This is a genomic window from Cellulomonas sp. (assembly GCF_036279715.1).
Taxonomy (GTDB): domain Bacteria; phylum Actinomycetota; class Actinomycetes; order Actinomycetales; family Cellulomonadaceae; genus Cellulomonas_A.
Window position 1 is genome coordinate 1 of the sequence record NZ_DASUIR010000058.1, and the last position, 13,461, is coordinate 13,461.

A 13,461-nucleotide genomic window follows, 5' to 3' on the forward strand; every position below is an offset into this window, starting at 1 on the left:
ATCGACCCGCCGCGCGAGACGATGCCCGTCACGCGCCCCGCGGTCAGCGGGACGTACCGGAGCAGCACGCCCGCATGGACGGTCATGTAGTCGACGCCCTGCTCGCACTGCTCGATCACCGTGTCGCGGTAGATCTCCCAGCTCAGGGCGGTGGGATCACCCTTGACCTTCTCGAGCGCCTCGTAGATGGGCACCGTGCCGACAGGGATCGGCGAGTTCCGCAGGATCCACTCGCGGGTGAGGTGGATGTCCTTGCCGGTTGAGAGGTCCATGAGCGTGTCGGCGCCCCACCTCGCCGCCCACACCATCTTCTCGACCTCGTCCGCGATCGAGGACGTGACGGCGGAGTTGCCGATGTTCGCGTTGACCTTGACGGCGAACGCCTTGCCGATGATCATCGGCTCGCTCTCCGGGTGGCGGTGGTTCGCGGGGATGACGGCCCGGCCGCGCGCCACCTCGTCCCGGACGAGCTCGACGGGCAGCCCTTCTCGCGCGGCCACGTACGCCATCTCCGGGGTCACGATCCCTGCCCTGGCCCAGACCAGCTGCGTGGCGGCACCGTCCACAGGCTCCGGGCGGGCCCACCCGTCACGGGTGCGGTCCAGCCCGACCTCCAGGTCGATCAGGGCGTCCGCGTCGGTGTACGGGCCCGAGGTGTCGTAGACGTCGAGGTGCTCGCCGTTGGTCAGGTTGACCCGCCGGACCGGCACCTGCAGCCCCGGGAAGCCCGGGACGTCGCCGTGGCGTTTGGTGCTGCCGGCGATCGCGCCGACGGTCACAGCGGACACAGCTGAAGGACTCGCATTGCGCATCGTGACGCTCTCCCTACGCCGGCATGACCCGGACAGGTTCAACGGTCGACGGCCCTAGCCGTCCTCTCAGCCCGCTGGTGCGGACTCCCGTGCTCAACTGACCCGGCGAGACTATCGCAACCCCAACGAGCACACGTGCGGGTGGTTAGCACTGTCCACACGGCGCGCGTGGCGATCCACGCGACCACCGTCCGCACGAGGCTAAGTTGGCGGTGTGATAGAAAAGTTCGTCTGGCTAATCAGATCTGACCAGCGGGGGAGCCATCGTGCCGAAGCGTGAGCGAAGCACCGCGACCACGAGCACGCTGGCGCGGGTCAACCAGACCGCCATCATCGAGGCGCTCCGCGGCATGGGGGCGCTGTCCCGACAGCAGCTGGGCGCGCTGACCGGGCTGAGCCCTGCCACCATCAACCGGCTGACGGCAACGCTGATCGAGGAGGGCGCCGTCGTCCAGGCAGGGCATGTGCCCTCGACGGGTGGGCGACCGGCGGTGCTCCTGCGCTATGCGGGGGGTTCGCGGGTGGTGGCCGCGATCCAGGTGCGCGCCGACCGGGCCACCGGGATCCTCGTGGACTTCGACGGCCAGGTCATCTTCCGTCGTGAGGTCGACTTCGGCCCTCAGCTGATGGCGCAGTCCTCCGGGGGAGCCGGCGACGAGGAGCGAGAACGGGATTCGAACGTCAGGCTCGAGAAGACCCTCGCCCTGTTCGACGACCTGATCGCCACGGCTGCGACGATGGGGACCCCGTGCCTGGCCGCGGGTATCGCCGTTCCCGGTGTGGTGTCCCACCCGGATGGCCGCGTGAGCCGGATGCCCGAGCTCGGCTGGTCGGACGTGCCGCTCGGCCAGATCTTCCGGGCGCGAACACCACTGCCGATCGTGGTCGAGAACGACGCGAACGCGCTCGCCTTCGGGGAGTTCCACCGCGGTGCAGGGCGCGGCCTGAGCAGTCTCGTGGCCCTGGTCCTGGAGAACGGCCTCGGTGCCGGCATCATCACCAACGGGCAGCTGCACCGCGGCGCCCGCGCGGAGGCCGGCGAGATCGGCTACTTGCTGATGGACCGATTCTCGCTGTCGCGCTCCTACTCGGACATCGGAGACCTCGAGGACCGCGTCGGCTCGATCGCGCTGACGCGGCGGGCGCGGGAGTCCGGGCTCCCGGTGCCGGAGCGCGGCGTCACCGCCGAGTACGTGTTCACGCTGGCGAAGTCCGGTGACCCTGCGGCCGTGGCGATGGCCGACGAGATCCTTGACATGGTCGCGATCGCGGTCGCGGCCATGGTCGTCATCCTCGACCCCGAGCTCGTGGTCGTCGGCAGCAGCTTCGTCGGCAGCGCAGAGACCGTCATCCCCGGGATCCAGCAGCGGCTGTCTGGGCGGATCACGCGGGTCCCGAGGATCGTTGCCGCGGCACACCGCAAGGACGCGGTGCTGCTCGGCGCGGCCGAGCTCGCAGCGGCCGAGGTCAACGGCTTCGCGTACTTCGCGACGACCAGCGGCGCGGCGCCCGGCGTCCAGGCGACCGCCTGACGAGAGCAGCCTTCCCCGCTCGATCATGTCGGGGTCTGCCGCGTCCTTGACACACACGCTCCATCAGGACTAACGTCCCGAATACTTCTTCTCACTTCGACACGAAAGAAGTAGCTCTCATCCCGGCACCTCACTTCTCTGGAAGGCGACCGTTGATCGTCGGCATCGATATCGGTGGGACCAAGACCCACGTGCGCGTCGAGGAGGACGGAACGGCCGTGCTCGACACAGCCGTCCCCACGAGCTCCTGGCAGCACGGCGGCCTCCTCGACGACGACGAGAACGCCACGCGGCTCCTCGCCCTGTTCGCGGGCGTCGCGGGGTCTGGCTCGGCTCCGCTCGTGGTCGGTGCGCACGGTCTCGACAGCGAACGGCAGGCACGCGAGTTCCATCGGCTGCTGGCAGCCCGGCGCGACGGCTGGGTCCAGGCGGTCAACGATGTCGAGCTCCTCGCGCCGGCCGCCGGCTTTCACGACGCCATCGCCGTCATCGTCGGGACAGGGTCGAAGGTCGTCGCCCACACCGCCGAGGGCACGGCGGTGTCCGCTGGCGGGTACGGCTACCTGCTCAACGACCCGGGCAGTGCCGCATCGCTGGCCCGCGAAGCCGTCCGCGCCGTCATCGAGGCGTGCGACGAGGGTGCCTCGCCCGACACGCTCGGTCGAACGTTGATGGCCCACTACGGCGTCGACGACGAGGTGGCCCTCTGCTACGAGTTCACTGCCGACGCCACCCTCGCCTCATGGGCGGCGATCGCCCCCCTCGTCTTCGCGGCCGCCGACTCCGGCAGCGAGCTCGCCGTGGCCGTGATCGATGCCGCCGCGAAAGAGCTCGCTCGCGGCGTCGGCCAGGTGCACGCCCGCGGCGCGGCGGGCACCGACGTCGTGTGTGCAGGAGGGGTGATCGTCAACCAGCCGCGCCTGTACCGCGCCCTGGTCCGACACGTCGGCGACCTCGGCCTGGGCCTGTCCGTGCACCTCGTCGACGTACCCCCGGTCATCGGAGCCATCGCCCTCGCCCGCAAGTCTCGTACCCCCGCACCGTCTAAGTGATCAAGGAGGATCAGATGAGCACGAACACCAGTCGGATCAAGGCAGTCAGAGTCGGACTCGGAATCGCGACAGCTCTCACGCTGGCGCTGTCGGCCTGCAGCGTGACCGGCGCGACGTCCAAGAGCGCCGGCAACGAGGGCGACGGCACCGGGACGATCAACGTCCTGCTGATGAAGCAGGCGGGCTACTCCGAGGACGACGTGGCCACGATGGTCAAGCAGTTCGAGGCCGCCAACCCCAAGATCACCGTCCAGACGACCTTCGTGTCCTACGAGGCGCTGCACGACAAGATCGTGACGTCCGCCCCGGCCGGGACGTATGACGTCGTTCACCTCGACGTGATCTGGCCGTCGGAGTTCGCGTCCAAGGGGCTGATCACGGACGTTACCGACCGCTTCCCGGCCAGCTGGAAGACGGACATGCTCGGGGGCGCCTTGAGCTCGGCCGAGTACCAGGGCAAGTACTACGGGGTGCCGTGGGGCCCGTCGACCAAGCTGTTCTTCTTCAACAAGGACATGGTCGCCAAGGTCGGGGCGACCGAGGCCGACCTGAAGACCTGGGACGGCGTCCTTGCCGTGGCCAAGAAGATCAAGGATGCCGGGATCGTCACCTACCCCCTCGCGTGGAGCTGGTCGCAGGCTGAGGCGCTCGTCTGCGACTACGCCCAGATGCTCGGCTCGTTCGGTGGCACCTTCACGGACGCCAACGGCAAGCTCACCGTCAACAACGGTCCGGGGGTCGAGGCGCTGACCTGGATGAAGCAGACCATCGACGACGGCCTGACCGACCCGGCATCCCTCACCTTCCTCGAGGACGACACCGACAAGTCGATGGCCTCGGGCAAGACGGCGATGGAGATCAACTGGGAGTCCACGTTCCGCGACCTCAGCGATCCCTCGATCTCCACGATCGTGGGCAACGGGGCCGTGACCGCGACACCGGCAGGTCCCGCCGGCGACCACCCTGGTGTCAACGGTTCGATGGCTCTGGCGATCGGGGCGAAGTCCACCCACCAGCTCGCCGCCTGGAAGTTCATCGAGTACATGACCAGCGCACCGGTGCAGGAGCAGTTCGTGACCAGCTCGATGACCAACTGGAAGGCCAGCTACACCAAGCCGGAGATCACGAAGAACAACCCAGACGTCTTCAAGGCGGCCGGTCCGGCCTACGACTCGATGATCCTTCGCCCGCAGGTGGCGAACTACAACTCCGTGTCGCAGATCCTGCAGCTGGAGATCCAGAATGCCCTCCTGGGCAAGAAGACGCCCCAGCAGGCCATGGATGACGCGGTCAAGGCCGCCAACGGTCAGGGCTGACATCGTGTCGGTCGCCAGCGTCACGACGCGAGCCACGGTTCCCCCGCGGGGAGCAAAGGCACCACGACAGAAGAAGGAGAAGCAGGGGCGGCTGGCCTTCTGGCTGCTGCTGCCGGCGGGCGTGGCCGTCTTCGGCGTGATCATCTACCCGGTCATCCGCACCCTGATCATCTCCTTCTTCGACGTCAATTCGGCGCTGGCGACCGTCACACCGTTCGTGGGGCTCCGGAACTACACCGACGTCCTGACGAGCGGATCCTTCTGGGCTGCCATGGGCCGCACCCTGTACTTCACGCTCGTCTCGACGGCCCTGGAGCTCGCCCTCGGCCTGGTCGTTGCGGGGCTGCTCAACGCGAAGCTCAAGGCGCGGTGGCTCTTCCGTGCTGTGGTCGTCATCCCGTGGGCCATCCCCACGATCGTCAACGCGGCCATGTGGAAGGGCATCTTCAACGCCCAGTACGGCGCGCTCAACGCGATGCTGACCCAGCTCGGGATCATCGACCAGTACCAGGCGTGGCTCGGCGACCCTGGCACGGCGCTCAACATGGTGATCTTCGCCGACGTGTGGAAGACGACCCCGCTGGTCGCCTTCTTCCTGCTCGCGGGACTCAACTCCATACCGGGTGAGCTGTACGACAGCGCCAAGATCGACCGGGCCAGCTGGCCGCGCATCTTCCGCTCCATCGTGCTGCCGATGCTGGTCCCGTCGATCTCGATCGTCCTGGTCCTGCGCACCATCGAGGCCTTCAAGGTCTTCGACATCATCTATGCGATGACGCGAGGCGGTCCGGTCAACGGCACGCAGACGGTCGCCTACTACGCCTACATGACGGCCTTCTCCGACCAGAAGTTCGGGCTCGGCTCAGCGCTGTCCTTCGTCATCGTGCTGGTGATCCTGGTCTTGACCACCATCTACCTGCGCGTGCTCCGCCGATCGGAGATGAGCCTGCTGTGAGACGAGCCCGGCGTTACTCGATTCTTGTGCACGCGGGTGCGGGGATCGTGTCGATCGCGATCTTGGCCCCCTTCGTCTGGATGATCATCGCCAGCGTCTCCTCGCAGCGCATGCTCATCACGACCCCGCTGCGATGGCTGCCCGACAAGCTCTACCTCGACCGGTACACGCAGATCCTCAGCAGCGACGAGGGGAGCATCGGGCCGGGCTTCCGCGCGGCGCTCGTCAACTCGACGGTCGTCGCCGTCGGGACGGTGGCGATCTCCATGGTTGTCGGGATCCTCGGCGCGTACGCGTTCGCGCGCCTGAGGTTCAAGTTCCGACGTTCGGTGCTCGCCATGTTCCTCGTCACCTACATGCTTCCGCAGGTTGCGCTGCTCATCCCGCTGTACCTGATCCTCAGCTCGCTCGGCCTGCTGGACACGAAGATCGGCCTGATCCTCGTCGACTGCGCGCTGGTCATCCCGTTCGTCCTGTGGATCCTCAGCAACTACTTCCTCACGATTCCGGTCGAACTCGAAGAAGCAGCACGGATCGACGGCACGAGCCGCCTGGGCGCGCTGTTCCGCATCGTCCTGCCCACGGCTCGACCGGGCATCTTCGCCGCGATCATGTTCGCGTTCCTGCTCGCGTGGGACGAGTTCATGTACGCCCTGATCTTCACCTCGTCGAGCGCAGCCAAGACCCTTCCGGTCGTGATCTCCGAGTTCGCCGGGCGGTACACGACCGACTTCGGGCTCGTGGCCGCCGGCGGAATCCTCGCAGCACTGCCGCCGATCGTCGTGGCCGTCGCCTTCCAGCGGTACGTCGTCAGCGGCATGGCGGCCGGCGGCGTCAAGGGCTAGCTACGCACGACAACGAAGCTTCATTCACGGCGATTCACGGAGGCCTGATGTTCACCAAGATTCCCTACGCCGAGGCGATGTCTACGCAGGCGGCGAGCCTGGCGGTGGCCTACAGCTCGCTGCAGCAGGACCTCGAACGCTGCACGCTTGCGCCCTGGCAGGCAGGCGAGACGATCGGCGTGGTGGCGATGGGCGCCTCGAGCCACTCGGGACACGCTCTGGTGTCGGTGCTCGCGGCCGCCGGGGTGAGGGCCGTCAACCTCGTCGCGTCCGACCTCCAGCTGGCCGCGCCGGGGTTCCAGCCCGCCGACCACTACCTGATCGTGTCGGAGTCAGGGCGCAGCCCGGAGCCGATCGCTGCCGGGCGCGGGCTGATGGTCGGGCGACGGATCGGGATCAGCAACGACCCGACGGCCCCGCTGGCTGAGGTCGTGGACGTCTCGCTGAGCCTCGGCGGCTTCGACGACTCAGGGGTCTACACCTCCGGCTACACCGCGACCCTGCTGGCGTATGCACTGCTGCTCGACCGGGTGGGCGTGGTCCCGGCGGGCCCGCAGGTCGCTGCGATCCCGGACATCGTCACGACGGCGCTGGAGACGTATGAGGAGGTCGCGGCGCGGGTCGCGCGGATCGTGGCCGGCGCGTCCTCGATCGACGTGATCGGACGCGGCACCTCGTTCGCCTCGGCGGCCGAGGTGGCGTTGATGTTCCGCGAGGGCCTGCGGATCCCCAGTGCGGCGTTCGAGACCTACCAGTACCTGCACGGCCCGATGGAGCCGATCAACGACAGCACCGTGCTGCTCGTCTACGGCGACGGGCGGGAGCTGACCGTGCCGGACGCAGCACTGGCGTCGGGCGCCCACGTCGTTCTGGTCACCACCGCCCCGGAGCGCGACGTACCGTCCGCCGGCCACCCGCGGCTGACCATCGTCCGGCTCGCACCCGATCTCGAGGGTTTCGTGCGCCCGATCGTCGAGGTTGTCATCGCGCAGCTCGTCATGGCGCACGCCATCGAGAGCAAGGACTTCACGCTCGACGACTTCCTCTACGCCCAGAGCGACACCAAACTGGTCGACAGCCCCGTCGCCGACTGAACGACCGCGGGGGAGCGCCCCACGCGGCCGAGCTTGACGAAAGGTGCACATGTCCATCGTGACATTCCCGGGTGTCCCGTTCCCTCTGCTGAGCGAGGGGCACGCATCGGGTCACGAGCCCCGGGCCGTGGCCGACGGCGTCGAGCTCACGGCAGCCCCGCGAGCCGACCTGTTCCTCGACCCTGGCGGGTTCGACGTCGCACCCGACGCCGAACGGTTCCTCGCCTCGGTCTCCGGGGACTTCCAGCTGAGAGCACGGGTCAGTGTGGACTTCCGCAGCACTTTCGACTCGGGCGTCCTGATCGGCTACGTCGACGAGTCCACCTGGTTCAAGATCTGCGCCGAGCTCGATCCCGTTGGCGTGCCGCGAGTCGTGTCCGTCGTGACGCGTGACGGTGCATCGGACGACTCCAACGGCTCACCCCTCTCGCAGGGTTCCGCTCATCTGCGGATCTCGCGACTCGGGCGGGCGTTCGCCCTGCACACCTCAGACACCGGCGAGTCGTGGAATCTGGTGCGGTACTTCGCACTGGGCATCCCCGACGACCGACCGATCAAGATCGGCATGCTCGCACAGTCCCCGACTGGAGAGGGCACGGTGGTCCGCTTCGAGGACGTCCAGTTCAGCACCGATCGACTGCAGAACGTCCGCGACGGGTCTTGACGCAGCCGGAGCCACGACGGTGCGAGCATCTCGCGTGGTCGTGCCGGCCGGCGACAAGGGATGCGGCGCACAACGCAGCCGCCGTTGGTAGCCTCGCGGCGTGATCGCCACCGGTTCAGGTTCTCGACTCTTGCTCCTCACCCTCGGCGGGACCATTGGCTCGGAGTCGGGTGCGCAGGCCGGTGTCAGGGGGCTGGTGCCGATAACTGGCGCGGACGCATTCGTCGCGGAGCTGGCGCCGTGGTTGGACGGCATCGACGTGGTGCCGCGGGGCTTTCGGATGCTGCCCTCATCGTCGCTGCTGCTTGAGGACCTGCTGGCACTGCGGGCCACCATCGAGGATGCGGCCGGTGAGGGATTCGACGGTGTCGTGGTTGCCCAGGGGACCGACACGTTGGAGGAGACCGCGTTCGTGCTCGACGTGCTCGGTGCAGCGAGCAGGCTGCCGGTGGTCGTGACAGGCGCCATGCGGGACCGTGAGGCGCCAGGTCCCGACGGGCACGCCAACCTCGTTGCCGCCATCGACGTCGCGCGCAGCCCGGACGCGCGCCGACACGGTGTCCTGGTGACGTTCGCGGACGAGGTGCACGCAGGGCGGTACGTCCGCAAACGGTCTGCAACCCACTCAGGAGCGTTCACCTCGGCGCCGTGGGGGCCGCTCGGGCTTGTGCATGAGCGGCAGGCGCACCTGCCGTTCGTGGCCCGAAGCTCGCCCGTCTTGGCCGCACCACCGTCCACCACATCGGTACCAGCCGTCGCGCTCATCGGCACCGGCGTCGGCGACGACCTGCGCGTGCTGCAGGCGCTGCCCGACCTCGGATACGCCGGTGCGGTGCTGGAAGGCATGGGCGGCGGGCACGTCAGCGTCGGCGCCGTCGAGGCCGCACTCGCGGCCGCCACATCTCTTCCGCTGGTGCTGTGCAGTCGGGCCGGCGTCGGCCCCACCATGCGAGGCACCTACGGCTATCCGGGTGGCGAGATCGACCTGCTCGAGCGGGGTCTCCTGTGGGGTGGGTTCCTCACTGGTCCCAAGGCTCGCCTGCTGCTCACGCTGTGTCTGATGAGCGCGCCCGACGACCTCCCGGGAGTGTTCGGGCACTACGTCTGGTAGCTCCCTCTCCGGGGTGGCCATCGGCGGCGTCGTCTGCACGCAGGAGGTCGAGGAAGGCTGCGGCGGCGGGGCTCGGGCAGTCGGGAACCGCTGCCGCCACGGTCCAGACGGGCTGGTCTCCGTGCAGCGGGGTGACGTGCAGGACGTCGGGGCGCTTGGCTGCGATGGGCGCCGGCACGATGGCGATGCCGAGGTTCTGACCGATCAGGTCGAGCATCGTGTGGACGTCGTTCACCTCGAGCTCGACGCGGTGCGGCAGGTCGGCGGCGGCGAACGCGCGGGTCGCGAGGACCCGCGCGGCCCAGTCGGGCTTGAAGCCGATGAACGTCTCGTCCTGGAGGTCGGCGAGTGACACCGATTCGCGGGCGGCGATGGGGGAGTCGGGGTGTGTGAGGACCACGAGCCGGTCGGTGGCCATCGGTTCGAGGTGGACGCCGGCAGGGATCGGTCCGCAGACCGCGACGATAGCGAGGTCGAGCTGTCCGGACCCGACCTGCTCGAGCAGCAGCGCCGACCCGTTGAAGGTGAGACGGATGGCGACGCCGGGGTGTCGGCCGCGGAACCGTGCGAGCTCGTGGGGCAGGTCGACGGCGCCTAGGCATTGTTCGGCTCCGACGGCGATCGCGCCGCCCATCACGCCCGAGACGGCCTCGACCGCGTCGCGGGCCGCGGCAGCGCTGGCCAGGGTCCGGTGTGACTCGACGAGCAGGGCACGTCCGGCCGCGGTGAGCTCGACGCTCCGGGTGGTGCGGATGAACAGCGCGGCGCCGAGCTCGAGCTCGAGAGCGCGGATCGACGCGGACAGGCCCGACTGCGAGATGCGCAGTGTCTCCGCTGCGTGTGTGAAGTGCCGCTCCTCGGCCACTGCGACGAAGTGCTCCAGCTGGCGTAGCTCCATCGCGCCACCCTAGATCCCCGGCTCGATTGATGAGTCCTGCTTCTACGTTTCACCTGGCGCAGTCGTTGGACTTCTAGGTCGCCCATCCCTAGGTTCGGCGAGTGGGCTCGAACCGGGCCCGGTGGTTTCGACGTGAGGACTCTCCATGCAGCAGCGCACCCTCGGCGAGCGGAAGGTCTCGGCGATCGGCCTGGGCGGCATGCCCATGTCGATCGAGGGCCGGCCCGACCAAGCCCGCTCGATCGCGACGATCCACGCCGCCCTGGACGCCGGGGTCACCCTCATCGACACCGCCGACGCCTACCACCTCTCCGCCGGAGAAGTGGGTCACAACGAGGAGCTGATCGCCCGTGCCCTGCGCGAGTACGGCGCCGACACCTCCGACGTGATCGTCGCGACCAAGGGCGGACACCTGCGACCCGGCGACGGCACCTGGACGCAGAACGGTGACCCGGCCTACCTCAAGGAGGCGGCCAAGGCTTCCGCGAAGAGGCTCGGGGTCGAGGCCATCGGGCTCTACCAGTTCCACCGCCCGGACACGCGCGTGCCCTACGCCGACTCCATCGGGGCCCTCGTCGAGCTTCTCGACGAGGGCGTCATCGCACGCGCCGGGATCTCGAATGCCGACGTCGGCCAGATCGACCTCGCCGACGAGATCCTCGGCGGGCGCCTGGTCTCGGTCCAGAACCAGTTCTCTCCTCGGTTCCGCTCGAGCCTCGGCGAGCTTGAGCACTGCGCGCGCCGCGGCATCGCGTTCCTGCCGTGGAGCCCGCTCGGTGGCATCGCGAGCTCGGCAGAGCTCGCCAACCGGCACCAGTCGTTCGCGCGGGTCGCGGCCGACCACGGGGTGAGCGTCTACCAGGTGACCCTTGCCTGGGAGCTGGCTCTGGCCCCCGTGGTGATCCCCATCCCGGGCGCCTCCCGGCCGGAGTCGATCCGCGACTCTGCCGGCGCGACCGAGGTGAGCCTGACGCCCGAGGAGATCGCGGCACTGTCCCAGGCCTGACCGTCACCACAGCCCGAGGGCGCCCGCCCTGCGCGGCCCACCCCTGATCGAGGAGCACCACCCGTGCGCAGAGTTCCACTGTCCGACTCCGACGTGAACGTGCCCAACGTCGTGCTCGGCCTGATGCGGATCCAGGACAAGACCGACGAGGAGATCCGCACCCTCGTCGGTACGGCCCTGGATCACGGCATCGACTTCTTCGACCATGCCGACGTGTACGGCACACCCGTCCACGGCTGCGAACGCCGGTTCGCTGAGGCGATGCGGCTGAGCCCGACGCAACGCGCGGAGATCGTCCTGCAGACGAAGTGCGGGATCGTTCCCTCGGGCCCGTACTTCGACTTCTCGGCCGATCACATTCTCGAGTCCGTGGATGGGTCGCTCGAGGCGCTGGGGACCGACTACCTCGACATCCTGCTGCTGCATCGCCCGGACGCCCTGGTCGAACCGGAGGAGGTTGCGGAGGCGTTCGACGCGTTGCACGCGGCCGGCAAGGTGCGAGCGTTCGGTGTGTCCAACCACACCCCGGGGCAGATCGACCTGCTCCGCCGGTTCGTGCGCCAGCCCATCGTCGCCAACCAGGTCCAGCTGTCGATCACCCACGCCCCCCTGGTAGCGCACGGCGTCGCGGCGAACATGGCGGGGCTGGACCAGTCCGTCGGACGGGACAACGGCATGCTCGACTACTGCCGACTGCACGACATCACCGTCCAGGCCTGGTCACCGCTCCAGGCGGGCTTCTTCACCGGACCGTTCCTCGGCTCGCCCGAGTACCCCGAGCTCAACGCCGTCATCGACCGGCTCGCCGCCCGCCACCGGGTGCCGCCCCTCGCGATCGCCACCGCGTGGATCACTCGCCACCCCGCTCGCATGCAGGTCGTGCTCGGCACGACCACGCCGCAGCGGGTGGCTGATGCCGCAGCCGGGTCCGACCTGCCGCTGACCCGGGCCGAGTGGTACGAGCTGTTCCGCGCGGCCGGGTATGCGGTGCCCTGACATCTCTTGACCGTCGACGCAGCGTCAGGTCGGGGACGGTCCCGGCGGATCGGCGGGGGTCGGGTGCTGCCCCGGCCCCCGCCGTGTCGGGCGGACGAGCAGGCCAGGCGATCGTGAGTACGAGGCTGCCCTCGGTCCAGTCCCGTCGGCGCTTGTGGGGCTGCCGTCGCCCGTTGGCCCGGGGCTACGCTCGAACGGTCGCCCAGAGCGAGGACCAGCCGAGGAGGAGCCATGGGCCGTCTGCACATCGACCTGTTCGTCACCCTCGATGGCGTCGCGCAGGCGCCCGGTGGCCCGGAGGAGGACCCGTCCGGCGGTTTCCCCTTCGGCGGTTGGCAGGCGCCGCTGATGGACGACGTCGTCGGCCGCGAGGTGGGCGCCGGCATCGCCGACATGGATGCGCTGCTGCTCGGGCGCCGGACCTACGACATCTTCGCCGCGTACTGGCCGCACCAGGACAACGACATCGCCCGGCAGCTCAACGCCGTGCCGAAGTACGTCGCCAGCCGCGGGACGCCGGACCTGGGCTGGTCGGGGAGCAGCCTGCTCGGCCCAGATGTCGTCGCGGAGGTCCGGGCAGTGCGGGACCGGCACGAGAGCACCCATGTCATCGGCAGCATCGACTTCGTCCAGACACTGCTGGCCGAGCGGCTGTTCGATGTCCTGACGCTCTGGGTCTACCCGGTCGTGCTCGGCCAGGGCAAGAAGGTCTTCCCCGACGGCGCCCGGCCGTCCGGGCTGACGCTGCTCGAGCCGCCGGTGGCGGGAAGCGCGGGCGCGGTCATGCTGCGTTACGCCCCGACGGGCGACGACCCCGCAACCGGTGACATGACGCGTGACGACGACGGCACCTGACCGGGACCCTCCTCTCCGCCGGGCGCGGGGAACTGGCTGTCGCGGGCCGAGTCGTCGGGGGACTGGGCAACGATCGCCCACCTGCGCCGAGCACCGGCTCCGATCGATAGGCGACCCTCGGTGGGCTGCTGGCGGCGAAGCAGCGGCCTGGTCGCGCGCGTCCGTCCGAACGGGCTGGCATGAACCAGATCGTGGGCGAGTTCGAGGTCGTCGTCGGAGCGGGCAGGCTGCGGAGCGGTGCGACTGGTGTCGTGCGGTTTCCGCATCGGTGGACGCCCGAGGGCGTGACGGTCGAGTCGGCGTTCACCGGCGCTCACCTGCTGCA

The 13,461-nt window shown here is 69.0% G+C and carries 13 protein-coding genes and 1 riboswitch; of the genes, 11 read left to right on the forward strand and 2 right to left on the reverse strand.

Going from position 1 to position 13,461, the window contains the following annotated elements:
* The coding region (locus VFW79_RS06280) for a phosphomethylpyrimidine synthase ThiC (protein WP_329676463.1) at nucleotides 1–812 on the reverse strand (812 nt) is incomplete at its 3' end.
* A riboswitch (TPP riboswitch) is annotated at nucleotides 806–913 on the reverse strand. (Overlaps the previous gene by 7 nt.)
* 165 nt (nucleotides 914–1,078) lie before the next feature.
* On the opposite strand from VFW79_RS06280, the gene VFW79_RS06285 reads away from it, so the two are divergent.
* The 8 genes from VFW79_RS06285 (at nucleotide 1,079) to VFW79_RS06320 (ending at nucleotide 9,381) form a co-directional block, all read left to right on the forward strand.
* The gene (locus VFW79_RS06285) at nucleotides 1,079–2,344 is read left to right on the forward strand and encodes an ROK family transcriptional regulator (RefSeq protein ID WP_329676464.1); all 1,266 of its coding nucleotides are present in this window, start codon (nucleotides 1,079–1,081) and stop codon (nucleotides 2,342–2,344) included.
* 152 nt (nucleotides 2,345–2,496) lie between these two features.
* Nucleotides 2,497–3,396 (forward strand): BadF/BadG/BcrA/BcrD ATPase family protein, encoded by a 900-nt coding sequence (locus VFW79_RS06290; RefSeq protein WP_329676465.1) that lies wholly within the window; start codon nucleotides 2,497–2,499, stop codon nucleotides 3,394–3,396.
* 14 nt (nucleotides 3,397–3,410) lie between these two features.
* Entirely contained in the window at nucleotides 3,411–4,712 is a 1,302-nt protein-coding gene (locus tag VFW79_RS06295) for an extracellular solute-binding protein (protein WP_329676466.1), read from the forward strand.
* Between the two features lie 4 nt (nucleotides 4,713–4,716).
* Nucleotides 4,717–5,667, forward strand: a complete 951-nt coding sequence (locus tag VFW79_RS06300; protein WP_329676467.1) for a sugar ABC transporter permease — start codon at nucleotides 4,717–4,719, stop codon at nucleotides 5,665–5,667.
* The gene (locus VFW79_RS06305; RefSeq protein WP_329676468.1) at nucleotides 5,664–6,512 is read left to right on the forward strand and encodes a carbohydrate ABC transporter permease; all 849 of its coding nucleotides are present in this window, start codon (nucleotides 5,664–5,666) and stop codon (nucleotides 6,510–6,512) included. The genes VFW79_RS06300 and VFW79_RS06305 overlap by 4 nt, the downstream gene beginning before the upstream one ends.
* Nucleotides 6,513–6,559: 47 nt before the next feature.
* The gene (locus VFW79_RS06310) at nucleotides 6,560–7,606 is read left to right on the forward strand and encodes an SIS domain-containing protein (protein WP_329676469.1); all 1,047 of its coding nucleotides are present in this window, start codon (nucleotides 6,560–6,562) and stop codon (nucleotides 7,604–7,606) included.
* Nucleotides 7,607–7,655: 49 nt separating this feature from the next.
* Nucleotides 7,656–8,270, forward strand: coding sequence for a DUF1349 domain-containing protein (locus tag VFW79_RS06315; RefSeq protein WP_329676470.1), 615 nt, complete (start codon nucleotides 7,656–7,658; stop codon nucleotides 8,268–8,270).
* A 100-nt stretch (nucleotides 8,271–8,370) separates the two neighbouring features.
* Complete coding sequence (locus VFW79_RS06320) at nucleotides 8,371–9,381, forward strand: asparaginase domain-containing protein (RefSeq protein WP_329676471.1); 1,011 nt, start codon at nucleotides 8,371–8,373, stop codon at nucleotides 9,379–9,381.
* Here VFW79_RS06320 and VFW79_RS06325 read toward each other — a convergent pair.
* Entirely contained in the window at nucleotides 9,317–10,279 is a 963-nt protein-coding gene (locus tag VFW79_RS06325) for a LysR family transcriptional regulator (protein WP_329676472.1), read from the reverse strand. The genes VFW79_RS06320 and VFW79_RS06325 overlap by 65 nt on opposite strands.
* 145 nt (nucleotides 10,280–10,424) lie before the next feature.
* Between VFW79_RS06325 and VFW79_RS06330 the strand changes: the two genes are divergently transcribed.
* The 3 genes from VFW79_RS06330 to VFW79_RS06340 all read left to right on the forward strand — a co-directional run bounded on the left by VFW79_RS06330 (nucleotide 10,425) and on the right by VFW79_RS06340 (nucleotide 13,136).
* Nucleotides 10,425–11,285 carry an aldo/keto reductase gene (locus tag VFW79_RS06330; RefSeq protein ID WP_329676473.1) on the forward strand — a complete coding sequence of 287 codons (861 nt, stop codon included), beginning with the start codon at nucleotides 10,425–10,427 and terminating at the stop codon, nucleotides 11,283–11,285.
* Nucleotides 11,286–11,348: 63 nt separating this feature from the next.
* Complete coding sequence (locus tag VFW79_RS06335) at nucleotides 11,349–12,281, forward strand: aldo/keto reductase (protein ID WP_329676474.1); 933 nt, start codon at nucleotides 11,349–11,351, stop codon at nucleotides 12,279–12,281.
* 231 nt (nucleotides 12,282–12,512) lie between these two features.
* Nucleotides 12,513–13,136 carry a dihydrofolate reductase family protein gene (locus tag VFW79_RS06340; RefSeq protein ID WP_329676475.1) on the forward strand — a complete coding sequence of 208 codons (624 nt, stop codon included), beginning with the start codon at nucleotides 12,513–12,515 and terminating at the stop codon, nucleotides 13,134–13,136.
* Nucleotides 13,137–13,461 lie beyond the last annotated feature (325 nt).